Annotated in this window: 25 protein-coding genes and 1 tRNA gene; 17 read left to right on the forward strand and 9 right to left on the reverse strand. The window is 69.1% G+C overall.

Annotation, left to right across the window (positions count from 1 at the left end):
• Positions 1–16: 16 nt before the first annotated feature.
• Genes PARJ55_RS0112470 through PARJ55_RS0112480 form a run of 3 tightly spaced genes read right to left on the reverse strand, consistent with a single transcriptional unit; the run spans position 17 to position 2,940 of the window.
• A complete protein-coding gene (locus PARJ55_RS0112470) occupies positions 17–169 on the reverse strand; it encodes an aa3-type cytochrome c oxidase subunit IV (RefSeq protein WP_028713356.1) in 153 nt (50 codons plus the stop codon).
• A 60-nt stretch (positions 170–229) separates the two neighbouring features.
• Complete coding sequence (locus PARJ55_RS0112475) at positions 230–1,252, reverse strand: MBL fold metallo-hydrolase (RefSeq protein WP_028713357.1); 1,023 nt, start codon at positions 1,250–1,252, stop codon at positions 230–232.
• Positions 1,249–2,940, reverse strand: a complete 1,692-nt coding sequence (locus PARJ55_RS0112480; RefSeq protein WP_028713358.1) for an acyl-CoA dehydrogenase — start codon at positions 2,938–2,940, stop codon at positions 1,249–1,251. Before PARJ55_RS0112480 ends, PARJ55_RS0112475 begins: the two co-directional genes overlap by 4 nt.
• Positions 2,941–3,053: 113 nt before the next feature.
• Between PARJ55_RS0112480 and PARJ55_RS0112485 the strand changes: the two genes are divergently transcribed.
• Positions 3,054–4,004: an L-threonylcarbamoyladenylate synthase gene (locus PARJ55_RS0112485; protein ID WP_028713359.1), complete on the forward strand. Its 951-nt coding sequence runs from the start codon at positions 3,054–3,056 to the stop codon at positions 4,002–4,004.
• 3 nt (positions 4,005–4,007) lie between these two features.
• Here PARJ55_RS0112485 and PARJ55_RS0112490 read toward each other — a convergent pair whose 3' ends face one another.
• The gene (locus PARJ55_RS0112490) at positions 4,008–4,580 is read right to left on the reverse strand and encodes a YqgE/AlgH family protein (RefSeq protein WP_028713360.1); all 573 of its coding nucleotides are present in this window, start codon (positions 4,578–4,580) and stop codon (positions 4,008–4,010) included.
• 108 nt (positions 4,581–4,688) lie between these two features.
• Here PARJ55_RS0112490 and PARJ55_RS0112495 point away from each other — a divergent pair, with 108 nt between their 5' ends.
• The gene (locus PARJ55_RS0112495; protein ID WP_028713361.1) at positions 4,689–5,471 is read left to right on the forward strand and encodes a protein-disulfide reductase DsbD domain-containing protein; all 783 of its coding nucleotides are present in this window, start codon (positions 4,689–4,691) and stop codon (positions 5,469–5,471) included.
• Here the strand turns inward: PARJ55_RS0112495 and PARJ55_RS0112500 are convergent.
• The gene (locus PARJ55_RS0112500; RefSeq protein WP_051416253.1) at positions 5,468–6,277 is read right to left on the reverse strand and encodes a uracil-DNA glycosylase family protein; all 810 of its coding nucleotides are present in this window, start codon (positions 6,275–6,277) and stop codon (positions 5,468–5,470) included. The genes PARJ55_RS0112495 and PARJ55_RS0112500 overlap by 4 nt on opposite strands.
• 69 nt (positions 6,278–6,346) lie before the next feature.
• Positions 6,347–6,748 carry a hypothetical protein gene (locus tag PARJ55_RS0112505; protein WP_028713363.1) on the reverse strand — a complete coding sequence of 134 codons (402 nt, stop codon included), beginning with the start codon at positions 6,746–6,748 and terminating at the stop codon, positions 6,347–6,349.
• Between the two features lie 154 nt (positions 6,749–6,902).
• On the opposite strand from PARJ55_RS0112505, the gene leuB reads away from it, so the two are divergent.
• The 13 genes from leuB (at position 6,903) to PARJ55_RS0112575 (ending at position 18,910) form a co-directional block, all read left to right on the forward strand.
• On the forward strand, positions 6,903–8,021 hold the full coding sequence (gene leuB / locus PARJ55_RS0112510) for a 3-isopropylmalate dehydrogenase (RefSeq protein ID WP_028713364.1): 1,119 nt from the start codon (positions 6,903–6,905) through the stop codon (positions 8,019–8,021).
• A 60-nt stretch (positions 8,022–8,081) separates the two neighbouring features.
• Positions 8,082–9,035, forward strand: a complete 954-nt coding sequence (locus tag PARJ55_RS0112515; protein WP_028713365.1) for a DMT family transporter — start codon at positions 8,082–8,084, stop codon at positions 9,033–9,035.
• A gap of 76 nt (positions 9,036–9,111) precedes the next feature.
• Positions 9,112–9,188, forward strand: a tRNA-Pro gene (locus PARJ55_RS0112520).
• A gap of 743 nt (positions 9,189–9,931) precedes the next feature.
• Entirely contained in the window at positions 9,932–10,672 is a 741-nt protein-coding gene (locus PARJ55_RS0112530; RefSeq protein WP_028713366.1) for an N-formylglutamate amidohydrolase, read from the forward strand.
• 232 nt (positions 10,673–10,904) lie between these two features.
• The gene (gene pyk / locus PARJ55_RS0112535; RefSeq protein ID WP_028713367.1) at positions 10,905–12,350 is read left to right on the forward strand and encodes a pyruvate kinase; all 1,446 of its coding nucleotides are present in this window, start codon (positions 10,905–10,907) and stop codon (positions 12,348–12,350) included.
• A 40-nt stretch (positions 12,351–12,390) separates the two neighbouring features.
• Complete coding sequence (locus PARJ55_RS0112540) at positions 12,391–12,891, forward strand: hypothetical protein (protein WP_028713368.1); 501 nt, start codon at positions 12,391–12,393, stop codon at positions 12,889–12,891.
• Positions 12,892–12,999: 108 nt separating this feature from the next.
• Positions 13,000–13,200 carry a 50S ribosomal protein L35 gene (gene rpmI, locus PARJ55_RS0112545; RefSeq protein ID WP_028713369.1) on the forward strand — a complete coding sequence of 67 codons (201 nt, stop codon included), beginning with the start codon at positions 13,000–13,002 and terminating at the stop codon, positions 13,198–13,200.
• A 12-nt stretch (positions 13,201–13,212) separates the two neighbouring features.
• Positions 13,213–13,572: a 50S ribosomal protein L20 gene (rplT, locus tag PARJ55_RS0112550; protein WP_011748559.1), complete on the forward strand. Its 360-nt coding sequence runs from the start codon at positions 13,213–13,215 to the stop codon at positions 13,570–13,572.
• 211 nt (positions 13,573–13,783) lie between these two features.
• On the forward strand, positions 13,784–15,205 hold the full coding sequence (locus tag PARJ55_RS21965) for a cytochrome P450 (RefSeq protein WP_230377644.1): 1,422 nt from the start codon (positions 13,784–13,786) through the stop codon (positions 15,203–15,205).
• Complete coding sequence (locus PARJ55_RS0112560; RefSeq protein WP_028713370.1) at positions 15,202–16,611, forward strand: sodium:alanine symporter family protein; 1,410 nt, start codon at positions 15,202–15,204, stop codon at positions 16,609–16,611. Before PARJ55_RS21965 ends, PARJ55_RS0112560 begins: the two co-directional genes overlap by 4 nt.
• A 3-nt stretch (positions 16,612–16,614) precedes the next feature.
• Entirely contained in the window at positions 16,615–16,959 is a 345-nt protein-coding gene (locus tag PARJ55_RS0112565) for an arsenate reductase family protein (protein WP_028713371.1), read from the forward strand.
• Positions 16,960–17,030: 71 nt separating this feature from the next.
• Positions 17,031–18,122: a phenylalanine--tRNA ligase subunit alpha gene (gene pheS / locus PARJ55_RS0112570; protein WP_028713372.1), complete on the forward strand. Its 1,092-nt coding sequence runs from the start codon at positions 17,031–17,033 to the stop codon at positions 18,120–18,122.
• 305 nt (positions 18,123–18,427) lie between these two features.
• A complete protein-coding gene (locus PARJ55_RS0112575) occupies positions 18,428–18,910 on the forward strand; it encodes a hypothetical protein (RefSeq protein ID WP_028713373.1) in 483 nt (160 codons plus the stop codon).
• A gap of 4 nt (positions 18,911–18,914) precedes the next feature.
• On the opposite strand, the gene PARJ55_RS0112580 is transcribed toward PARJ55_RS0112575, so the two are convergent.
• The gene (locus PARJ55_RS0112580) at positions 18,915–19,226 is read right to left on the reverse strand and encodes a TM2 domain-containing protein (protein WP_028713374.1); all 312 of its coding nucleotides are present in this window, start codon (positions 19,224–19,226) and stop codon (positions 18,915–18,917) included.
• Positions 19,227–19,428: 202 nt separating this feature from the next.
• Between PARJ55_RS0112580 and pheT the strand changes: the two genes are divergently transcribed.
• Positions 19,429–21,816: a phenylalanine--tRNA ligase subunit beta gene (gene pheT / locus PARJ55_RS0112585; RefSeq protein ID WP_028713375.1), complete on the forward strand. Its 2,388-nt coding sequence runs from the start codon at positions 19,429–19,431 to the stop codon at positions 21,814–21,816.
• Between the two features lie 62 nt (positions 21,817–21,878).
• On the opposite strand, the gene PARJ55_RS23960 is transcribed toward pheT, so the two are convergent.
• Positions 21,879–22,187, reverse strand: a complete 309-nt coding sequence (locus PARJ55_RS23960; RefSeq protein WP_156929477.1) for a hypothetical protein — start codon at positions 22,185–22,187, stop codon at positions 21,879–21,881.
• 130 nt (positions 22,188–22,317) lie between these two features.
• Complete coding sequence (locus PARJ55_RS0112595) at positions 22,318–23,019, reverse strand: glutathione S-transferase C-terminal domain-containing protein (protein ID WP_028713377.1); 702 nt, start codon at positions 23,017–23,019, stop codon at positions 22,318–22,320.
• Positions 23,020–23,110: 91 nt separating this feature from the next.
• Between PARJ55_RS0112595 and mscL the strand changes: the two genes are divergently transcribed.
• Positions 23,111–23,545 carry a large conductance mechanosensitive channel protein MscL gene (gene mscL / locus PARJ55_RS0112600; protein WP_028713378.1) on the forward strand — a complete coding sequence of 145 codons (435 nt, stop codon included), beginning with the start codon at positions 23,111–23,113 and terminating at the stop codon, positions 23,543–23,545.
• Positions 23,546–23,653: the final 108 nt, after the last annotated feature.

Here is a 23,653-nt window from a genome sequence, read left to right on the forward strand (position 1 = left end):
CTTTCCCCGGTCAGGATCAGGCGTTGGTCAGCGCCAGGAACACCAGCACGGCGATGGCAAGGATGCTGACCCAGGTCGCAGCCTTGATGAAGCCGGCAAAGGTCGCCTGCTGGGCGCGGATGTCCATTTCGCCATGCTTGTGTTCGGTGATTTCGTGATGCGAGGCCATGATCCTGTCCGTAACGATGCGATGCGTCGGGCGCAGGGATAGCGCAAGGCGGCGGCCGTGTCACGCCCCCCAAAGCACCGCGCCGGACCCGGTCTTGCCCATGGGCCACACCCGGCCGGTCGCGCGCAGGTGGTTGATATGCCCGACCGCCTCGGCCAGCGCCAGGCCGAATTCGGGCTTGGCGATCTGCCGGCGATAGAGCAGCGGGAAGCAGTCCACCACGCTGTGCGGTTGCTGGCGCAGCCCGTCCAGCAGGCGGTCCAGCGCCGCGCGCTGGTTCTCGGCCAGTTGCCGCAGCCGGGTCGGCAGGCCGCGATAGGGCAGCTTGTGACCGGGCAGCACCAGCTGCTCGGGCCGGGCGAATTCCGCCAGCCGCGCGCAGCTTTCCAGCCAGTCGCCGACGGTATCGGCCTCGGGCTCGGTCGGATAGACGCCGAGATTGGGCGAGATCGTCGCCAGCATCTGGTCGCCGCCGATCACCAGATCGTCGTCCAGAGACCACAGCGTCACATGTTCCGGCGCATGGCCATGGCCCATGCGCACGATCCAGCGCCGCTCGCCGAATGTGACCTGCTGCCCTTCCCACAGCCGGCGATAGCCGGGCGGCAGCGGGGCGCAGACATCGGCGCTGTTGAAGGGACGCTCGTGGCTGCGTTCCTCGATCAGCTCGGGCGGCATGCCGGCCTCGCGCCAGAAGGCGATCGCCTGCGGGGTCGGGCGTTCCTGCACGTCGAGGATGCCCATCCGCGCCGTGAGCCAGGCCGAGCGCGAGGTCCAGAGTTCGGCCCCCTGTGCCTGAAACCAGCCGGCAAGGCCCATGTGGTCGATATGGTGATGGGTGGCGATCAGCCGGCTGACCGGCGCCCCGGCCAGCGGACCCTGCAGGATGCCCTGCCAGATGCCGCGGGTGCGGCGGGTGTCCAGCCCGCTGTCCACCAGGGTCCAGCCATCCGCGTCGCGAAGGGCGTAGACATTGACCGTATCGGGCTTGAACGGCAGCGGAAGCTGGAACCAGAACACGCCGGGGGCGATCTCATGCGCCTCGCCCTCGGCCGGCGGGTTATGGGTCTCGCTGCGTATCACCCAGCCATTTGACCCAGCAGCGCGGCATCGTCAAGCGCCGCCAGATCGGCCAGCCCGGCCCGCGCGGCCGCCAGATCGGCGGCGAAATGCGGCAGGATGCGGGTGATGTAGATCCGCGCCAGCGCCTTGCTGCCGCCGCCGGTCGCGGCGCGCAGGTGGTAATGCGCCCCCAGCACCCGGGCAAAGGCCGAAAGATAGGGCACCGCGCCGGCGAAACGGTCCTCCATGCCCAGCTCCAGCAACTCATGCGTGGCCTCGCGCAGGGTCTCGGCGGCTTGCCAGAGCTGGTTGGCCAGCTCGGGCTCGGCCGATTGCGCGGCCTTGGCGCCGTCGAGGATCTCGTCCAGCAGCGCCATGGCCGCCGCGCCGCCGTCCGAGAGCTTGCGCCCGACCAGGTCCATGGCCTGGATGCCGTTCGTCCCCTCGTAGATCGCGGTGATGCGCACGTCGCGCAGATACTGGGCGGCGCCGGTTTCCTCGATATAGCCCATGCCGCCATGCACCTGCACGGCGGTATCGGCGACGCGGATGCCGATATCGGTGCCATGCGCCTTGGCGATCGGGGTCAGGAAGGCTGCGCGCGCGGCCCATTCGTCCGAACCGGTGGCCCGCGCCATGTCCAGCGCCACCGCGCAGCCCAGGCAGATGGCGCGCGCCGCAAAGACCTCGGCCCGCGATTCCGCCAGCATCCGGCGCACGTCGGGATGGCGGATGATCGGGCCCATCTGCACCCGCTCGGCGGCATAGGCCACGGCCTGCTGCAGCGCCGCCTCGGCCTGGGCCACGCCCTGCACGCCGACGCCCAGCCGGGCGCAGTTCATCATGGTGAACATGGCGGCCATGCCCTTGTGCTCTTCGCCGACGATCCAGCCCTTCGCGCCCTCGAAGCTCATGACGCAGGTCGGGCTGCCGTGGATGCCCAGCTTGTGCTCCAGGCTGACGACGCGAAGGTCGTTGGCGAGGCCGGGCTTGCCCGCCTCGTCGGGGATGAACTTGGGCACCATGAACAGGCTGATGCCGCGGGTGCCCGCGGCCCCGTCGGGCAGGCGCGCCAGCACCAGATGGCAGACGTTTTCCGTCACGTCGCTGTCGCCCCAGGTGATGAAGATCTTCTGCCCGGTGATGCGATAGCTGCCGTCCCCGGCCCGCTCGGCCCTGGTGGTCAGCGCGCCCACGTCCGAGCCCGCCTGCGGTTCGGTCAGGTTCATGGTGCCCGACCATTCGCCCGAGATCAGCTTGGGCAGATACAGCGCCTTGAGCTCGTCGCTGCCGTGATGCTCCAGCGCCTCGATCTGGCCCTGGGTCAGTAGCGGATTCAGCTGCAGCGCCAGGCAGCCCGAGGCGATCATCTCGTTCACCGCCATGTTCAGCGCCTGGGGCAGGCCCATGCCGCCATGTTCGGGGTCGGCGGCAAGCCCGATCCAGCCGCCCTCGGCCAAGGCGCGGAAGGCCTCGGCATAGCCGGGGGATGAGCGCAGCTTGCCGTTCTCCAGCCGCGCGGGGGTCAGGTCGCCGGCGCGGTTCACCGGCGCGACGACTTCGGTCGCCAGCTTGCCGGCCTCGGTCAGGATGGCGGACATGGTCTCGGCCGTCGCCTCGGCGAAGCGGTCGGTGCCGGACAGGTCCGGAAACGACACGACCCGGTTCAGGATGAACGCGATCTGATCGACGGGGGCTTGATAGGCCATCCGCACTCTCTCCCTCTGGCGCCTTGGCAAATCCGGCTGCGGCGCGTAACTGATGCCTTGGTTTCGATCATATTTGCCGCCCCGCGTCCATCAACCACAACCCGACGTAACGAATGCAGACCCTGATCCTAGGCCACGATCCCCGGGGCGTGCGCGCCGCCGCCGACCTGCTGGCGCAGGGCGAGCTGGTCGCCATCCCGACCGAGACGGTCTACGGCCTGGCCGGCGACGCGCGCGACGCCCGCGCCGTCGCGCGCATCTACGAGGCCAAGGGCCGGCCCAGCTTCAACCCGCTGATCGTGCATCTGCCGGACCTTGCCGCGGCCGAGCGCATCGCGGTCTTCGACAATGCGGCGCTGGCGCTGGCGCGGGCCTTCTGGCCCGGCGCGCTGACGCTGGTGCTGCCGCTGCGGCCGGGGGCCGGCATCGCCTCGCTGGTGACGGCGGGGCTGGACACGGTGGCGATCCGCGTGCCGGCGCATCCGGCGGCGCAGGAGGTGCTGCGCGCCTTCGGCGGGCCGCTGGCGGCGCCCTCGGCCAATCCCTCGGGGCGGATCAGCCCGACCTCGGCCGCCCATGTCGCGGATCCCGAGACCGGGCTGGGGGGGCGCATCGCGGCGGTGCTGGATGCCGGCGCCTGTCCGGTCGGGGTGGAATCCACCATCGTCGGCTGGGTCGGGGGCCAGCCCGCGCTGCTGCGCCCCGGCGGCGTCGCGGCGGAAGAGATCGAGGCGGTTCTGGGCCGGTCGCTGGCCCGGCCCGAGGCCGATCCCGACGCGCCCACCGCGCCGGGGCAGCTGACCAGCCATTATGCGCCGCGCGCCAGCCTGCGGCTGGATGCCGGGGCCGCGCGGCCGGGCGAGGTGCTGATCGGCTTCGGCCCGGTGGCGGGCGAGATGACGCTGAGCGAAACGGGCGATCTGACCGAGGCTGCGGCGCGGCTGTTCGACCTGCTGCGCCGCGCCGACGAGCTGGGGCGGCCCATCGCCGTGGCGCCGGTGCCGGAACGGGGGCTGGGCGCCGCGATCAATGACCGGCTGCGCCGCGCCGCCGCGCCGCGCTAGGCGTCAGGCATGGCCGGCGCTGGGCGACAGCATCAAGGGGTCGATGCCCAGCGATTTCAGCGCCGCGCGCCATTTTCCGGAATTGTCGGGGCCGAAGATGATCTCGTCGCCGCGGTCCGAGGTCAGCCAGCCGTTGTCGCGGATTTCCGAATCAAGCTGACCCGGCCCCCAGCCGGCATAGCCGAGCGCCAGCATCGCCGGCTGCGGCCCGTGGCCATGCGCGTAATCCTCGAGGATGTCGCGGGTGGTGGACATGGCGAGGTCGTCGGCGATGCGCATCCGGTTTTCGTCAAGCTGGATGTCGCGGGGCACGCGATGCAGCACGAAGCCGCGCCCCGGCTCGACCGGGCCGCCGAAGCGCACGGGAATGTCCAGCGCATTCGCGTCCGCATGGATGCCAAGCTGCGCCAGCAGGTCGGAAAAGCCGATCTCGGGCAGCGGCCGGTTGACCACCAGCCCCATGGCGCCGTCCTCGGAATGGGCGCAGACCAGGATCACCGACTGTTCGAAGCGCGGGTCGCGCATGCCCGGCATGGCGATCAGCATCTTGCCGGTCAGGTTGCTCGACTGGTCCATGATCTGCTCCGTCCTTTTCCCTAAAGATCGGTCCTGCCGGCTGTTTTCGCAAGGGATTGTCGCTATTGTGACTTCACGCCGGGGGCGGGGGGCGACTAGAACGGCGCCATGAAGACCCTTGCCCTGCTATTCCTGACCGCCGCGCCGGCTTTGGCGCAGGACCTGCCGCCCGGGCTGGTCTCGGCCGAGCTTCTGCCCGGCTGGATCACCGCCGAGGGCGAGCGCATGACCGCGCTGCACCTGCGGCTGGAGCCGGGCTGGAAGACCTATTGGCGCAGCCCCGGCGATGCCGGCGTGCCGCCGCGCTTCGACTGGGGCGCCTCGCGGAACCTGGGCGAGGTGCGGCTGCTCTGGCCGCGCCCCGAGGTGATCGAATCGGGCGGCGAGCGCACGCTGGGCTATCACGAGGAACTGGTCCTGCCGATCGAGATCGCCCCCGCCCGCCCCGGCGTGCCGGTCGAGCCGAGGGCCGTGGTCGATTTCGGCATCTGCCTGGACATCTGCGTGCCGGTGCAGGTGGCCTTGCAGGCCGGACCGCCCGGCCCAACGCCCGATCCGCGGATCGAGGCGGCCATCGCCCGCCAGCCCGAAGCCTCGGACCGGCAGCCGGAATGCCGCATCGCCCGGATCAAGGACGGCATGCAGGTCACCGCCACCCTGCCCGCGGCGGAAAGCGCCCGCGGCGACGAGGTGGCGATGGAGCTGGCCGATGACGAGATCTGGGTCTCGGCGCCGGAAACCCGCGAGGCGGGCGGGCGGCTGATGGCGCAGGCGGATTTCGTCGCCGCCTCGGGCAAGCCGTTTCCGCTGGACCCGGAGGCGCTGCGGGTGACCCTGATCGGCCCCGACGACGCGGTCGAGTTCGAGGGCTGCCGCGAGGTGGCCGACTAGCCGTCGAGCCGGGCTGCCAGCGACAGCAGGTCGGCCCAGGCATCGCGCTTGGCCAGCGGCGTGCGCAGCAGATAGGCCGGATGCGCCATCGGCAGCGCCGGCAGGCCGAAGGCCGCGGTCCATTTGCCGCGCAGCTTCAGGATGCCCTGCTGGTTCAGCGCCGCGATGCAGGGCGTGTTGCCCATCAGCACCAGCAGCTGGGGCTGGACCAGTTCCACATGACGGCGCAGGAAGGGCAGCATCATGGCGATCTCGGCCGGCTCGGGGCGGCGGTTGCCCGGCGGGCGCCAGGTCAGCACATTGGTGATATAGAGCGCGCGTTCCGCATCCACCGCCTTGCGCGACAGGCCGATGGCGTCGAACATCATATCCAGAAGCTGGCCCGCGCGGCCGACGAAGGGGCGGCCCTGGCGGTCCTCCTCCTCGCCCGGGGCCTCGCCGATGATCATGACGCGCGCTGCCGGATTGCCGTCGCAGAAGCAGAAATTCCGCGCGCCCTTCTTCAGCTCGATCCCGTCGAAGGCTTCCTGCGCGGCGGCAAGCGCGTCCAGGGACCTCGCGGCGGCCGCCATGGCCTCGGCGCGGGCGACCAGGTCCTCGGCCGCGTCCCTGGCCTCGTCGCGCGGTGCCGGGGCGGCGGCCGGCGGCGGGGCGGGGGGCGGCTCGGCGCGCTCGGGCATGACATAGCGGTCGAGCGGCGCGTCGAGGCAGGGCTCGTCCGCGCCCAGCTCGGCCTGCCATTGCAGAAGCGCCAGCGCCGTCTCGGCATCCAGCGCGAATCCTCTGAAGGTCGGATCGGCGGTCATGGCCGCAGGCTAGGCCGCGGCGTGGGCGCGGGCAAGGTGCGACGCGCGATTGCGCGGCGGCGCGAGGCTTTATTGCGATTGCGTCAGCGGCGTCGTGCCGCCGCCCATGCCGACCAGCCGCTGGATCAGCGGCTTCGCCGTCGGCCCGATGCGGTCGCAGGCGCCCGGATCGTCCAGAAGCTTGAAGGCCGGCCCGTAATAGGTCCGGTCATAGGCCGAGGCGTCCAGACCCAGTTTCGCCGCCAGCAGGTCGCCCGTGCCGGTGATCAGCGTCCATTCCCCGTCCGTGATCGGGTAATCCGGGCAGTTCGAGGTGATGACGTTCACATTCGCCAGGTCCGCGATCAGCGACTTCGCCTCGGCCTCGGACAGGCCCGAGACATCGGGAAGCCTGACGGTGATGCCGCCGTCCGCCAGCGCCGCGCCTGACACCAGGACCAGCGTGCCGGCCAGAGCCGCGAGTGCCTTCATGGATTGCTCCCTTGCTTGTTCTGGGCGTTCGGTTTGCCCGCCCATCCCGCCCGATCCGCCCAGCCGGCGCAACCCAATTCGCCGTGAACTTGACGCAGCGGGGCCGCAAGGCTAGGCGGGTCGCCAAGTGCCAGAAGCATAGAGGATGCCTGCGATGACGACCTATTCCCTGCTGATCCTGCCCGGCGACGGCATCGGCCCCGAGGTCATGGCCGAGGTGCGCAAGGTCATCGGCTGGTTCGAGAAGAACCGTGCCCTGTCCTTCGACGTCAGCGAGGATCTGGTCGGCGGCGCAGCCTATGACAAGCACGGCAAGCCCCTGGCGGACGAGACCATGGCAAAGGCGCAGGCGGTCGATGCGGTGCTGCTGGGTGCCGTTGGCGGGCCGAAATACGACGACCTCGACTTCTCGGTGAAGCCCGAGCGCGGCCTGCTGCGCCTGCGCAAGGAGATGGACCTGTTCGCCAACCTGCGCCCGGCGCAATGCTTCGACGCGCTGGCCGATTTCAGCTCGCTCAAGCGCGAGGTGGTGGCCGGGCTCGACATCCTGATCGTGCGCGAGCTGACCTCTGGCGTCTATTTCGGCGAGCCACGCGGCATTTCCGACGACGACACCCCTGGCAACGAGGGCGGCCGCGTCGGCGTGAACACTCAGCGTTACACCAGCGGAGAGATCCGCCGCGTCGCGCGCTCGGCCTTCGAACTGGCCCGCAAGCGCGCGGGCCGCGTCTGCTCGATGGAAAAGGCCAATGTGATGGAATCCGGCATCCTCTGGCGCGAGGAGGTGCAATGGGTCCATGACAACGAATATCCCGATGTCGAGCTGTCGCACATGTATGCCGACAACGGCGCCATGCAGCTGGTGCGCAACCCGCGCCAGTTCGACGTGATCGTGACCGACAACCTGTTCGGCGACATCCTGTCGGATGCGGCGGCGATGCTGACCGGCAGCCTGGGCATGCTGCCCTCGGCCAGCCTTGGCGCGCCGATGGCGAACGGCCGGCCCAAGGCGCTTTACGAGCCGGTGCACGGTTCGGCCCCCGACATCGCCGGGCAGGGCAAGGCCAACCCGATCGCCTGCATCCTGAGCTTTGCCATGTGCCTGCGCTATTCCTTCGATCTGGGCGCCGAGGCCGACCTGCTGGAAAAGGCCGTCGAGAAGGTGCTGGCCGATGGCGTGCGCACCGGCGACCTGATGGGTGCCGAGGGCGGCAAGCCGGTCTCGACCGCCGAGATGGGCGACCACATCGTCGCGGCGCTTTCGGCGCTGTAATCGGCCGGCCGCGCCTGTCCCGGGCAGGCGCGGCCCCATCGCGGAGCGTCGGAGGGGCGCATGACGGCGGGCAATATCAAGGGCGCGCTGCTCGCCCTTCTGTCCATGGGGCTCTATTCCACCCATGACGTGATCATCAAGCTGCTGGGCGAGAGCTACCCGGCGCTGCAGATCCTGTTCTTCTCGGCGCTGCTGTCCTTTCCGCCGCTGGCGGTGCTGCTGCTGCGCGACCCGACGCATGGCACATTGCGGCCGCGCAACCCGTTCTGGGTCGGGCTGCGTTCGCTTTGCATCGTCGCCTCCGGGGTCGGCGGCTTCTACGCCTTTTCCGTGCTGCCCCTGGCGCAGGTCTATTCCATCCTCTTCGCCGCGCCGCTGATCGTCACCGTGCTGTCGGTGCCGCTTCTGGGCGAAAAGGTCGGGCTGCACCGCTGGCTGGCGGTCTGCGCCGGGCTTTGCGGGGTGCTGATCGTGCTGCGCCCCGGCGCGACCTCCCTGGGCCTCGGCCATCTGGCGGCCTTGATGGGGGCGACGGCGACGGCGCTTTCCGCCATCGCCGTGCGCAAGCTGGGCCGGTCCGAGCGGACGGTGATCCTGCTGCTTTGGCCGATGATCGGGAATTTCCTGCTCACCGGCGCCTCGCTGGGCTTCGCCTATCGCCCGATGGAGCTGGGGGACCTGGCGCTGACCGGGGTGATCGCGGCCCTGGGCCTTGCGGCGGGTTTCCTGCTGATCCTGGCCTATCAGGCCGGCGAGGCGGCCAATGTCGCGCCGATGCAATATTCGCAGATGCTCTGGGCGGTGGCCTATGGCTGGTTCCTGTTCGGAGAGCGCCCGGACGGGCCGACGGTGCTGGGGGCGGGGCTGATAATGGGCTCGGGCCTCTACATCCTGATGCGCGAGCGGCTGGGCGCGTCGCGGCTGCGCCCGGCGACGCGGGCGCGCTTTGGCAGCGATGCGGTGACCGCGCCGCGCTGGAGCCTGCTGCAGCGCCTGCTGCGCGAGCGGGGCTGAGGCGGTTTTTCTGGGGCTGAACCGCAAGATTCCCCCTTGCATTCCGCCGTCCCAGGGGCTACCTGCCCCACACGGTCGGAGCGTAGCGCAGCCTGGTAGCGCACCTGCTTCGGGAGCAGGGGGTCGGAGGTTCGAATCCTCTCGCTCCGACCAGTTTTCGCTTGGTGTGGCGTTTCAGAGAGTCCTGCCTTTTTTTTTCATGAGGTGGTCATTCTGCCTCTCGTCTTACGCCCCATGAAAGTCATGTCTCCATGCACCGGTGACGGACCATGGCTACCAACAAAGCTTGGCACCCGGCGCCGTCGCTCCCGGCCTTTTGCAGATCTACGACGCTCTCAAAAGCTGCGCCGGGGCATTCCTTAAAGCTGTTTCCTTGACGGTGGCGGCAAGGCCGCACATGCCCCGCTCAAAGGCGGTGACGCTGCCAGAACTGTCCCGCGGCTCCGGCAGAGCCGTAACGATGTGAACGGAGCGGCGGTTTGCCGGTGATGCCGAGCAGCACGCTGCCGGTTTCGTGCGGCAGGCGTTCTGCGCGCAATGCCGCGATCTGCCCGGCAAGGCCCTCATCTTAGGTTACAGTCCAGCTGCCGAGCGCGATTTTCCGGGCCGGCAGTGCCGTCGCTTCCGTCAGGCTGACGCTGTGATCGTCAGCGAGGGTCGAGGACAAGCGCATCCGGGGCATGGACCAGAAGACCCCGAAGGCCCACATCCGGGCGACCAGGGATTTGCAGCGTTTCCGGATCCTCTGTCATAGCGTGCGGCGCCGGATCGCAACCCGCTGCGACAGGCGGAAAGGTCTTCCTGTCCGCCATCCTCCTTGCTGCAGCCGTCTTGTTCTGGCTGTGAAACTCCATGAGTCTGGAACCCGAAGCTTGCTGCGGAAAGGCGATGGACGGATGACGGCACAGCCCTATTCAACGATCGGAGAGGACCGGCCCTCGCGCTGGTTGATCACCTGCGATCATGCGACGAACCGCGTGCCGGACTGGATCGCGGGCGGCGATCTGGGCATCGCGCCAGAGGACATGGCGCGCCACATCGCCTATGACGTCGGCGCCGCCGGGCTGACGCGCGCGCTGGCCGAGCGCCTGGACGCGCCGGCGATCCTGTCGGATTTCTCTCGGCTGGTGATCGACCCGAACCGCGGCGAGGACGATCCGACCCTGCTGATGCGCATCTATGACGGCACGGTGATTCCCGCGAATCGCCGCATGGACGCGGCCGAGCGCGAGCGGCGGCTCGAGCGGCTCTACCGTCCCTATCACGCCGCCTATGCGCGGCTGGCGGCCGGGCGGCCGGACCGGGCGATCTGCGCCATCCACAGCTTTACCCGCCAGCTGCGCGGCCGGCCGCGCCGGCCCTGGGCGGTGGGGGTGCTCTATTCGCATCGCGACAAGCGGCTGGGCCCGGCCCTGGTGCGCGAATGCCGCGACCTGGGCTGGATCACCGGCGAGAACGAACCTTATTCCGGCCATCTGGATGGGGATTCCATCGACCGCCACGCCCTGGCGCATGGCCGTCCGAACGTGCTGATCGAGGTCAGGAACGACCTGATCGCGGACGAGGCTGGCCAGCAGCTCTGGGCCGACCGCCTGGCCTCGGTGCTGGCGGGTTTCCTGGCGCGGCACCGGGTCTGAGGTTGCCGCCGCGGTCCCTCCGATGCATCGGCCATCTTCAAGGCGTGAATGGTCGGCTGTCGGGCGAACGCGAAAGGGGTGGTGGCCTGAGCCTCTTCGCCCGATGATGGAGGGGCCGACCGGCAATGAGTTCGGGCCCAAAGCCAATCGCAAGGCCAAGCATAGTTGCCGCAGACCGGCCAATAGGCCATAAACGCAGCGACGATAGCGCAAACATCCGCGGGAGGAACGCATGAGACGGCATCGCAAGGTCAAGATCGTGGCAACGCTTGGGCCGGCCTCCAGCGATTTCGCCACCATCCGCGCCCTTTTCGAGGCCGGCGCGGACGTGTTCCGCCTGAACATGAGCCACGGCACGCATGAGGAGCAGCGCGCCCGCTACGACATCATCCGCAAGGTCGAGGCCGAATCGGGCCGGCCCATCGCGGTGCTGGCCGACCTGCAGGGCCCGAAGCTGCGCGTCGGCACCTTCGCCGAGGGGCCGCATGATCTGCAGGACGGGCAGGTCTTCCGCTTCGACCTCGATCCGGCGCCGGGCACCGCCAACCGCGTGCAGCTGCCGCATCCCGAGATCTTCGCGGCGCTGGAACCCGGCGCCGAGCTGCTGGTCAACGACGGCAAGATCCGCCTGCGGGTCGAGGCCTGCGGCTCGGATTTCGCCGATTGCGTGGTGACGGCGGGGGGCGCGATCTCGAACCGCAAGGGCGTGAACGTGCCCGACGTGGTGCTGCCGCTGGCGGCGCTGTCGGACAAGGACCGCGACGACCTGGAATTCGCCTGCGGGCTGGGCGTGGACTGGCTGGCGCTGTCCTTCGTGCAGCGCCCCGAGGACGTGATCGAGGCGCGCGAACTGGCCAAGGGCCGCGCCGCCATCCTGTCCAAGATCGAGAAACCCGCCGCCGTGCGCGCGTTTTCCGAGATCCTGAAGGTCTCGGACGGGATCATGGTGGCGCGGGGCGACCTGGGGGTGGAACTGCCGGTGCATTCGGTGCCGCCGATCCAGAAGCGGCTGGTGCGCGCCTGCCGCGCGGCGGCCAAGCCGGTGATCGTGGCGACCCAGATGCTGGAATCGATGATCGAAAGCCCGATGCCGACCCGCGCCGAGGTCTCGGACGTGGCCACCGCCATCTACGAGGGCGCCGATGCGGTGATGCTCTCGGCCGAAAGCGCGGCCGGCGCCTATCCGGTCGAGGCGGTGGCGACCATGGACAATGTCGCGCGCTCGGTCGAAAGCGACCCGACCTATCGCGACATCATCGAAAGCTCGCGCAGCGCCAGGCGCCAGACCGTGGCCGATGCCATCGTCGCCGCGGCGCGCGAGATCGCCGAGACCACCGACATTTCCTGCATCTGCGCCTTTACCCAATCCGGCACCACCGCCAGCCTGACGGCGCGCGAGCGGCCGCGGGTGCCGATCGTCGCCATGTCCTCGGAACAGGGCACGCTGCGCCGGCTGTGCCTGACCTGGGGCACGCATTGCGTCAAGACCCCCTCGCTGGAACGCTTCAAGCAGGCGGTGGTGAACGCGGCCAAGGCGGCGCGGGATTTCGGCTTTGCCGACGAGTCGAACCAGATCGTCGTCATGGCCGGCGTGCCCTTCAACGTGCCGGGCACCACCAACATCCTGCGCATCGCGCCCTGCGACGAACGCTTGATCTACCGCACCGATCCGGAATAAGCCGCGGGTTCAAAGAGATCCGCAACGGAAAGGTGATCCGATGATCGACATCCTGCTGCTGGCCGGCGTGGCGCTTTGCGCCCTCTCGGTCCTTCTGGCCATCCTGTCGGTGGCGCGCACGCAGGCCCCCCGAGGTGCCGCGATCCTGCTGGTGCTGGGCATCGTGCTGCTGCTGGCGGGCGGCTGGCTCGATCAGCGGCCCTTCGGCATCCAGTCGCTGCAGGAAAGCTGGCAGCGGCTGGTGAACGGCGAGGTGACGACCGGCACCGACCCGGTCACGGCGCCCGCGCCCGAGGCCCCGGCCGAGGAAGCCCCGGCCGGCGAGGCCGCGCCCGAGACCCCGGCGTTGGAAGCCCCCGCGGAGACGCCTGCCGCCGAGAACCCCCCGGCTGATTCCGCGCCGGAAGCCCCCGCGCCGGAAGCCCCCGCCGCGGAGGAGCCTGCCGCCGATCCCGTTGTCGAGGATCCCGCCGCCGACACCCCGGCTGCGGATGCGCCGGCGGCAGAGGACGGGGCCGAGGCTCCGGCCCAGGGCCAATAACCCTTGCCAATCCGTGCGTGCCCGCTTATAGGGCACGCTTCCACCCGCGCGGCCGGCCGAGATGGCATTGCCGAGTCGCGCGTTCACTCTGACCGCAAGGAGAGTAAAATGCCGAAGATGAAGACCAAATCGGCCGCCAAGAAGCGGTTCTCGATGACGGCCACCGGCAAGGTCAAGGCCGGCCCGGCCGGCAAGCGCCACGGCATGATCAAGCGCTCGACGAAATTCATCCGCGACGTGACCGGGACCATGGTCCTGTCCGATGCGGACGCGAAGATCGTCAAGAAATACATGCCCTACAACCGCTAAGGAGAACCGGACATGGCACGAGTCAAATCGGGTAAGATCACCCACGCCCGCCACAAGAAGGTTCTTGACGCGGCGAAAGGCTATTACGGCAACCGGTCGCGCAACTTCCGCACCGCGACCCAGGCCGTCGACAAGGCCAACCAATACGCGACCCGCGACCGCAAGACGCGCAAGCGCAATTTCCGCGCGCTGTGGATCCAGCGCATCAACGCCGCCGTGCGCGCCGTCGATGCCGAGATGACCTATTCGCGCTTCATCGCCGCGCTGGCGAAAGCCGGGATCGAGGTGGACCGCAAGGTCCTGGCCGACCTGGCCGTCCACGAGCCCGAGGCCTTTGCCGCCGTGGTCGCGCAGGCGAAAGCCGCCGCCTGATTCCGGGCCAAGGCTGAAACGGACAGGACCCGCGCCGCGAGGCGCGGGTTTTTTCGTTGCCGGCGGCGCGCGGGTCCGGGGGCTCTGCCCCCACGCCGCACCGGCCCCTTGGCGGGGCCGGTGCGGCGTTCCCCCGGGATATTTGGGCAAGAAAGAAGCTTTCGGCATCGGCCGCCGGGAACCTCGGTCGCCTTGGCGGGTTTGGCCGCTGATGTCTCTGGACCCGTCGCCCGACCGCTACCCCGCCCGCGTGCCCCTGCATCGCCAGCCGATGGGGGTGCTGGCCAGCGCCATGACCGCGCGGCGCAACGTGCTGGAGCTGATCCCCGAGATCGCCGTGCGCCAGCCCATGGTCTCGGGCAAGACCGGCAAGCGCTGGCACATGGTCATGGACCCCGAGGCGCTGCGCCGGGTGCTCAAGGACCGGGTCGAGGATTATCCGAAATCGCTGGTCACCCGGCTGATCCTGGAGCCTGCCATCGGCAATTCCATGTTCGTGGCCGAGGGCGCGCATTGGCGCTGGCAGCGCCTGGCCGCCGCCCCGGCCTTCGCCCAGCGCCATGTCGAGGCGCTGGCGCCGGTGATGACCGCCGCCGCCGAGGCCAGCGCCCGGCGGCTGGCGGCGGCGCAGGGCCCGGTCGATGTCTTTGCCGAGACCGTGGCCGCGACCTTCGAGGTGATCTCGGACGTGACCTTTTCCGGCGACGAGGGCTTCGACCGCGACGCGGTGCATCAGGCCATCGACGCCTATATCGCCGGCGCGGCCCGCATCTCGGTCCTGGACATCCTGGGCCTGCCGGGCTGGATTCCGCGGCCCGGGCGGCTGGTCTCCGGCGGCGATCTGCGGCGGATGAAGCGCGTCGCCGACGAGGCGATCCGCGCCCGGGCGCGCTCGGGTCCGCGCCCGGTGCCGGACCTTCTGGACCTGCTGCGCGCCGGCGAGGACCCCGAGACGCATCGCCGCATGACCCCGGCCGAGCTGCGCGACAACCTGCTGACCTTCATCGTCGCCGGGCACGAGACCACGGCCTTGACGCTGGCCTGGGCGCTTTACCTGCTGGCCTTCGACCCCGAGGTGCAGGACCGCGCCGCGCGCGAGGCCCGGGCTGCGCTGGCCGGCCGGGCCGCCACCGCCGACGACCTGCCGCGCCTGACCTATATCCGCCAGGTGGTCGAGGAGGCGCTGCGGCTTTACCCGCCCGCCGCCTTCCTGTCGCGCACCGCCCGCATCCACGACAGCCTCGGCGGGCGCGAGGTGCGGCCGGGCGACACGATCATGCTGCCGATCTATGCGCTGCATCGCCACCGGATGCTCTGGGACGATCCTGACCGGTTCGACCCCGGGCGTTTCGCCCCCGGCGTGACCCGCGACCGCTTCGCCTTCCTGCCCTTCGGCGCCGGGCCGCGCATCTGCATCGGCGCCAGCTTCGCCCTGCAAGAGGCGGTGATCATCCTTGCCACGCTGGTCTCGCGCTTCCGCTTTGCCCTGACGGCGCGCCGGCCGCAGCCGCGCATGATCCTGACCCTGCGCCCGCATGGCGGGGTTTGGCTGCAGGTCGCGCCGCGGCAGGCGGGTTGCGATGCTCACGCATCCGTTACACAATCCCCCGGCGAACGGGGGACACGACCATGACCGGCATCATCGACTTCCTGAACACGATCTTCTGGGGCTACGTCCTGATCTATGGCCTGCTGGCGGTGGGGATCTTCTTCACCATCCGGCTGGGCTTCATCCAGATCCGGCATTTCGGCGAGATGTTCCGCTGCGTGCTTGGCTCGCGGACGGCCGACAAGGACGGCATCTCGCCCTTCCAGGCGCTGACCGTCAGCCTGGCCAGCCGCGTCGGCACCGGCAATATCGCCGGGGTCGCGGTGGCGATCACGCTGGGCGGGCCGGGCGCGGTCTTCTGGATGTGGATGGTGGCGCTGGTCGGCATGGCCACGGCCTATGCCGAATCGACCCTGGCCCAGCTTTACAAGGAGCACGGGCCGAACGGCATGTATCGCGGCGGCCCGGCCTTCTACATCAAGAAGGCCCTGGGGCAGGGCTGGCTGGCGGTCATCTTCGCCGTGGCGCTGATCATCGCCTTCGGGCTGATCTTCAACGCCGTGCAGTCCAATTCCATCGCCGAGGCGGTCGCGGGCGCCTTCGGCATCGACAAATCCGTGGTCGGCATCGCCATCGCGGCGCTGACCGGGGTGATCATCTTCGGCGGCATCCCGCAGATCGCCCGGGTGGCGGAATATGTCGTGCCCTTCATGGCCGGCGCCTATCTGCTGGCGGCGGCCTGGGTGCTGATCGCCAACATCACCCTGGTGCCCGGGGTGATCGGCCAGATCATCGGCTCGGCCTTCGGCCTGCAGGAGGCGGCGGGCGGCGCCGCCGGCGGCATCGCCGCCGCCATGCTGAACGGCGTCAAGCGCGGGCTGTTCTCGAACGAGGCCGGCATGGGCTCGGCCCCGAACATCGCCGCCGTCGCCGTGCCCGATCCGCATCACCCCTCCAGCCAGGGCTTCGTGCAGGCGCTGGGCGTGTTCATCGACACCATCCTGGTCTGCACCGCCACCGCGATCATGATCCTGCTGTCGGGCGCCGTGCCCTCGGCCGAGTTGACCGGCGTCGCCCTGACCCAGGCGGCGCTGGGCGAGCATTTCGGCGGCTTCGGGCATTATTTCGTCGCCATCGCCATCTTCTTCTTCGCCTTCACCTCGATCATCGGCAATTACGCCTATGCCGAGAACGCCATCGTCTTCCTGGGCCATGGCAGCCCGGTGCCGGTGATCGCGCTACGCATCGGCGTCATGGCCATGGTGATCTGGGGGGCGATCCAGACCGTGCAGACCGTCTTCGACTTCGCCGATGCCTCGATGGGGCTGATGGCGACGATCAACCTGATCGCCATCGTGGCGCTTTCCGGCACCATCGCCTATGTCACCCGGGACTATCTGCGCCAGCGTGCCGAGGGGTTGAACCCGACCTTCCGCCTGGCCGATCATCCCACAGTGGCGCCGGGCGCCAGCGCCTCGATCTGGAAATAGGACATGATCACCATCTATCACAAGCCGACCTGCTCGACCTCGCGCAAGGTGCTGCAGATGATCCGCGACGCCGGGCACGAGCCCGAGATCGTCGATTACGCCCGCGACGGCTGGACCCGCGGCCAGCTTCTGGGCCTGTTCGCCGCCGCCGACGTGACCCCGCGCCAGGCCCTGCGCGTCAAGGGCACCGATGCCGAGGCGCGCGGCCTGCCGGAAGCCAGCGACGAGGACATCCTGGCCGCCATGGTCGAGAACCCGCTGCTGGTCGAGCGGCCCTTCGTCTGCGGCCCCGGCGGCGTGCGGCTGTGCCGCCCGGCCGAGCGGGTGGCCGAGACCTTCGCCCGCTAAGGGCCTCCCCCGGGCTTTTCCCTGCGGTCTCCGCGTGCTAATCGGCCCGCGAACCGCAAGGAAACCTGCCCATGTCCGACCAGTCCGACCTGACCGCCCTTCGCCAGTCCTATCTCGACCGCATCGCGACCGCCGCCGACGGCGAGGCGCTGGAACAGGTGCGGCTGGCCGCCCTGGGCAAGAAGGGTGAGATCAGCGGCATGATGAAGGAACTGGGCCGGATGACGCCCGAGCAGCGCCAGACCACCGGCGCGGCGCTCAACCGCCTGAAGGACGAGATCGACGCCGCGCTGCGCGCCCGCAAGCAGGGGCTCGAGGATGCGGCGCTGGACGCGCGGCTGAAGCAGGAATGGCTGGACGTGACGCTGCCCGGCCGGCCGCGGCCGCAGGGTACGATCCACCCGATCAGCCAGGTGACCGAGGAAGTCACCGCGATCTTCGCCGACATGGGTTTCCGCGTCGCCGAGGGCCCGCAGATCGAAAGCGACTGGTTCAATTTCGACGCGTTGAACATCCCGCCCGAGCATCCCGCCCGGCAGGAGCACGACACTTTCTTCATGGCCCGCGCGGCGGACGACCCGCGCCCGCCGCATGTGCTGCGCACCCATACTTCGCCGGTGCAGATCCGCGCCATGCAGGCGACGGGCGCGCCGATCCGGGTGATCTGCCCGGGCCGGGTCTACCGGATGGACATGGACCAGACCCATACGCCGATGTTCCACCAGGTCGAGGGGCTGGCGCTGGGCAAGGGCATCTCGATGGCGAACCTGAAATGGACGCTTGAGGAGTTCTGTCGCGCCTTCTTCGAGGTGGACGAGGTCGAGCTGCGCTTCCGCGCCAGCCATTTCCCCTTCACCGAGCCCTCGGCCGAGGTCGATATCCGCTGCTCGTGGGAGGGCGGCAAGCTGACCATCGGCCAGGGCGAAAGCTGGCTGGAGATCCTGGGCTCGGGCATGGTGCATCCCAAGGTGCTGGCGGCGGGCGGCATCGACCCCGAGGAATGGCAGGGCTTCGCCTTCGGCATGGGCATCGACCGCATCGCCATGCTGAAATACGGCATTCCCGATCTGCGGGCGTTCTTCGAAAGCGACCTGCGCTGGCTGCGGCATTACGGGTTTGCTGCGGGGGATGTGCCCAGCGTGGCGGGCGGTCTGTCGCGCTAAGCCGCTCGGGATTGCTTCACGTCTGAGGCGTTACCGTGAGCGGCTAGGCGTCCGCGCGATATGCGGGCCTTTATCGGCCCTGCCGCGAATCGCGTGCCAGCCGTTGCAGCGCCGCTTGCCGCCACGCCCGGCACAACCGGAACCGTGTCCACTGCGTCCTCCGTTCCCGCCTAGCCGCAACCTGCGACGGCCGGGCTTGGCAGCAAGCCGCAGCCCACGCCCCTGTCAGATGACAGCTCTGCCGCGCGCCGCTATCTTGCGCCCGACCGCGAGTCACCGCACCAAGCCAGCAGCAAAGGGCCAGCATGTCGAACCCCACCACGCTCACCGCCTATGCCTCGGCCTTCATGGCCTCGATCAGCCTGTTCGGCCTTGTCGATGCCGGGCGGGTGACCGAAGGGGCGCCCGTCGCCTCGGCCATCACCCAGGCCTATCTGTTGCCGGTGCTCGGCATTGCTGCGGCAACCTTCCTGGCGGTCACCATCATCACGCTGTCGCGCGGCTACCTGACCCGCCCGCATCGCTGGAACGACGAGCGGACCGAGCGCGCCGTGCTCGAGGTCGGGTTGGCCGCCGCCTGTTATTTCGGGGTGCTGGCGCTGATCGGCTATTTCCTGGCGCTGATGGCGCCGGGCTGGATCTCCGGCGCCGCGCCGGGGCTGGCGCGGCACTGGCCCTGGTTCCTTGCCGCGCCTTGCCTGGGTTTCGGCATCCTCGGCCACCGGCACAAGCCGGCCTGGCTGGCGGCGGCGGCGGTCTTCGTCACCCTGGGCTTGTTTACCGGCTGAAGCCTCAGCGCAGGCCCGAGCCCAGCCGCCGGCGGATCTCGTCCTTGTCCTCCTGGATCATGCCGGGGATCAGGAACAGGTCGACCAGCGCCCACAGGCAGACCAGCCCGACCAGCGGCCAGCCGATCAGGATCGGCGCCGTCAGCCAGCCCAGACCCCACAGCGCCAGCATGATGAGGCCGCTGGCCCAGCGGCCCAGATACATGCGATGCGCCCCGAAGCCCCAAAGCAGGATCGCCAGCAGATAGGCGACCAGCGGCGATTTCGCGTCATTCGCGACCCTCTGTTCGATCAGCAGTTCCCGTTGCGTGTCCATTGGCTCCCATGCCCATGTTAATCCTGTTCACATATAGGTCGCCGCGCAGCCCCGACAAGACCGGGCGGCCGGCGTGCCCTTTCCCGCACGATCTCCGGCAAATGCTGGAAAACCCGCCTCGGGCGGGCAGGGGCGGTGCACGACCCTACCAATCCGCCGCGCCATGCGCTAAGGGACGCCCAAACCGACGGAGCCCTCGCCCATGAAATTCACCCTCTCCTGGCTCAAGGAGCATCTCGACACGACCGCCAGCCTCGACGAGATCACCGAGGCGCTGACCGATCTCGGCCTTGAGGTCGAGGGCGTGACCGATCCGGCCGCGAAGCTGAAGACCTTCACGCTCGCCAAGGTTCTGGAGGCGGTGCAGCACCCCGATGCCGACCGGCTGCGGGTCTGCAAGGTGCTGACCGACGAGGGCGAGAAGCAGATCGTCTGCGGCGCCCCCAATGCCCGCGCCGGCATCACCGTGGTGCTGGCCAAGCCCGGCGACTACGTTCCCGGCATCGACGTGACCCTGGGCGTCGGCAAGATTCGCGGCGTCGAGAGCCATGGCATGATGGCCTCGGAGCGCGAACTGGAGCTTTCCGACGAACACAATGGGATCATTGAACTTCCCTCGGGCGGGGTGGGCGAGAAATTTGTCGACTGGCTGGCCGCGAACCGGCCCGAGGCGGTCGATCCGGTCATCGAGATCAAGATCACCCCGAACCGCCCCGATGCGCTTGGCGTGCATGGCGTCGCCCGCGATCTGGCGGCGCGCGGGCTGGGCCGGCTGAAGCCGGTCGCGGACGTGACCGTGCCCGGCAGCTTCACCTCGCCGATCAGGGTGGTGATCGCGCCGGAAATGGCTGAAAAGGCGCCGTTTTTCAGCGGCAGGCTGATCCGCGGCGTCAGGAACGGCCCCTCGCCGGACTGGCTGCAGAAGCGGCTGACCGCCATCGGGCTGCGGCCGATCAACACGCTGGTGGACATCACCAACCTCTTCACCTTCGACCTGAACCGGCCGCTGCACGTCTTCGACGCCGACAAGGTCAAGGGGGACCTGACCGTGCGCGCCTCGGCCGAGGGCGAGGAACTGCTGGCGCTGGACGGCAAGACCTATGCCTTCGCGCCCGGCACCATGATCATCGCCGACGAGGCAGGGCCGGAAAGCATCGCCGGCATCATGGGCGGCGAGCATAGCGGCTGCTCGGACGGGACGGTGAACGTGTTCCTGGAAAGCGCCTATTGGGACCCGATCGCCATCGCCGCGGCGGGCCGGGCGCTGAAGATCAATTCCGACGCCCGTTACCGCTTCGAGCGCGGCGTGGACCCGGCCTTCACCCGGCCGGGGCTGGAACTGGCGACGCGGATGATCCTGGAGCTTTGCGGGGGCGAGGCCTCCGAGGTGGTGACGGCGGGCACGGTGCCCGACACCCGCCGCAGCTACCGGCTGGAGCCGGCGCGGGTCAGCAGCCTGGTCGGCATGGACATTCCCGAGGACGAGCAGCGCGCCACGCTGACCGCGCTGGGTTTCCGACTGGATGGCGATCAGGCTTTCGTCCCGAGCTGGCGCCCCGATGTGCAGGGCAGCGCCGACCTGGTCGAGGAGGTGGCGCGCATCGCCTCGCTGACCAAGCTGCAAGGCCAGCCGCTGCCGCGCCCGCAGGCAGGGGTGCCGCAGCCGGTGCTGACGCCCTTGCAGCGCCGCGAGCAGGCGGCGCGGCGCATGGCGGCAAGCCTCGGCTATAACGAATGCGTCACCTACAGTTTCATCGACGCACAGGCGGCGGCGCTGTTCGGCGGCGGCTCGGATGCCGTCCGCATCGAGAATCCGATCAGCAGCGAGATGACGCATATGCGCCCCGACCTTCTGCCCGGCCTGCTGGCGGCGGCGGCGCGCAACCAGGCACGCGGCTTTGCCGATCTGGCGCTGTTCGAATGCGGCCCCGTGTTCAGCGGCGGCGAGCCGGGCGAGCAGGACCTGCATCTCTCGGGCATCCTCGTCGGCTCTATCGCGCCGCGCGACCCCTATGCCTCGCGGCGCAAGGTGGATATCTACGACGCCAAGGCCGATGCCGAGGCGGTCTTGCAGGCCATCGGCGCGCCCGCCAAGGCGCAGATCAACCGCAAGCTGGACGGCTGGTGGCATCCGGGCCGGGCGGGGAACATCGCGCTGGGGCCGAATGCGCTTGCGACCTTCGGCGAGATCCATCCGCGCGTGCTGCGGCATTTCGGCATCAAGGGCGCCGCGGTCGGCTTTACCGTGCGCGTGGCCGCCGTGCCGCTGCCCAAGGTCAGGACGCCCTCGCGCCCGGCGCTGGTGCTGTCGGACCTGCAGGCGGTCGAGCGCGACTTTGCCTTTGTCGTGGATGCGCAGGTCGAGGCGCTGACGCTGGTGAATGCGGCGGCCGGCGCCGACAAGGCGCTGATCGAGCGGGTGACAGTCTTCGACCAGTTCACCGGGCTGGAGGGCGGCAAGAAGTCCATCGCCATCACCGCGCGCCTGCAGCCGCGGGAAAAGACCCTGACCGATGCCGAGATCGAGGCGGTCAGCGCGAAGATCGTCGAGAAGGTCGGCAAGGCCACCGGCGGGGTGCTGCGCGGCTAGACCCGGAAGGGCGTCCCCCGGTCAGGATGGATCAGGCCGGGGACGGGCCCCGGCCTTTCCCCTCAATCATCGTCGTCGTCGTCGTCGTCGTCATCGTCGCGGCCATGCCAGCGGCGTCCGCGGCGGTCATCATCGTCGTCGTCTCGGTCCCAATGGCGATGGGCGCGATACCCGCCGCCCTGATCCCGACCAGGATGTCGCCAGCCAGGCTGCAACAGCCGGTCGTCCCATCCGGTCAGGCCGCGGATCAGCAGGTTTTCCAGCGAGGGAGGGTGAGAACGCCATGGTCCGTCATCGTCAGCCTGCGCGATACCGGGCAAGGACATCGCCGAGAACGTGGCGGCGGCAAGAAGTTTGTGCAAGGATTTCATCTGTCCGTCCTCTGAGCTGCAACATCAACCGTTGCGGCAGGTTTACGGACGGCGGGACGGATTATTCCCCGGCCTTCGGGATTTTACGCCCGGCGGTGCGCCCCGCCCGGCTGGCGGGGCGCTTTCGATGTCAAGCAGCGCCGACCTCGATCCCCCTTTGCACCGCCGGTCGGGCCAGGAAGCGGTCCAGATAGGCCTGGACATTGGCAAAGCCGTCCATCCCCGTTTCCTTCTCGGCCTCGTAATTCACCCGCACCGTGCGCAGCCAGGGACCGACCGCCATGTCGGCGATGGAATAGTCGCCGGTGATCCAGTCGCGGCCCTGCAATTGCCGGTCGAGCACGCCCAGAAGCCGCCGCGCCTCGTTGTAATAACGGGTGCGCGGGCGGGGGTCCTCGATCTCGCTGCCCTTGTAGCGGTGGAAATAGCCGACCTGGCCGAACATCGGCCCGACGCCGCCCATCTGCCACATCAGCCACTGGATGGTATGATAGCGCGCCGCGCCCGAGGCGGGCAGGAACCGGCCGGTCTTGTCGCCCAGATAGATCAGCATGGCGCCGGTCTCGAACAGGCCGATGGGCCGGCCGTCGGGCCCGTTCGGGTCGATCATCGCCGGGATCTTGTTGTTGGGGTTCAGCGACAGGAATTCGGGGGTGAACTGATCCTCGGGGTCGCCGATGCTGATGCGGTGGGCGTCATAGTCCAGCCCGCATTCCTCGAGCATGACCGAGGTCTTGATGCCGTTCGGCGTGTTCAGCGTATAGAGCTGGATCACCTCGGGGCGCCGGGGCGGCCAGCGGCGGGTGATCGGGAAATCGGAAAGTGCCGTCATGTCGTTTCCTGTGCTGACTATGTTGCAAGGGGCAATCGTGATATGGCAGCCTGTGCCGGAACGCGCGCAACAGGCTGGAAAAGGTAAGCCCATGTTCAAGGAATTCAAGGAATTCATCGCCCGTGGCAATGTCATCGACCTGGCCGTCGGCATCATCATCGGTGCAGCCTTCACGGCCATCGTGAATTCGCTGGTGGCCGACCTGATCAACCCGATCATCGGCCTGTTGACCGGCGGGACCGATTTCAGCGGGCATTACCTCGTGCTCAAGGGCGAGGTTCCGCCGGGCGCCAGCCTGCAGGTGGCGCGCGATTCCGGCGCCTCGGTCTTTGCCTATGGCGCCTTCCTCTCGGCGGTCATCAATTTCCTGATCATCGCCTGGGCGGTGTTCCTGCTGGTCAAGGCGGTGAACAGGGTGCAAAGCGCCGCGGTCCGCAAGAAAGAGGACGAGGCGGCGCCCGCCGGCCCGACGCAGGAAGAGCTGCTGATGCAGATCCGCGACGAGCTGCGCGCCAACCGCGCCTGAGATCGCCCCTTCGGGATAGTGCGGCGGCGCGGCCTGGGGGTCGCGCCCTCGTCGTTTCGGGCCTTGGCGATTTTCGCTTATGCGGGCGGCCGTGGCGCGCTATTGTCG

The sequence above is a fragment of the Paracoccus sp. J55 genome, from assembly GCF_000513975.1.
Lineage (GTDB): Bacteria > Pseudomonadota > Alphaproteobacteria > Rhodobacterales > Rhodobacteraceae > Paracoccus.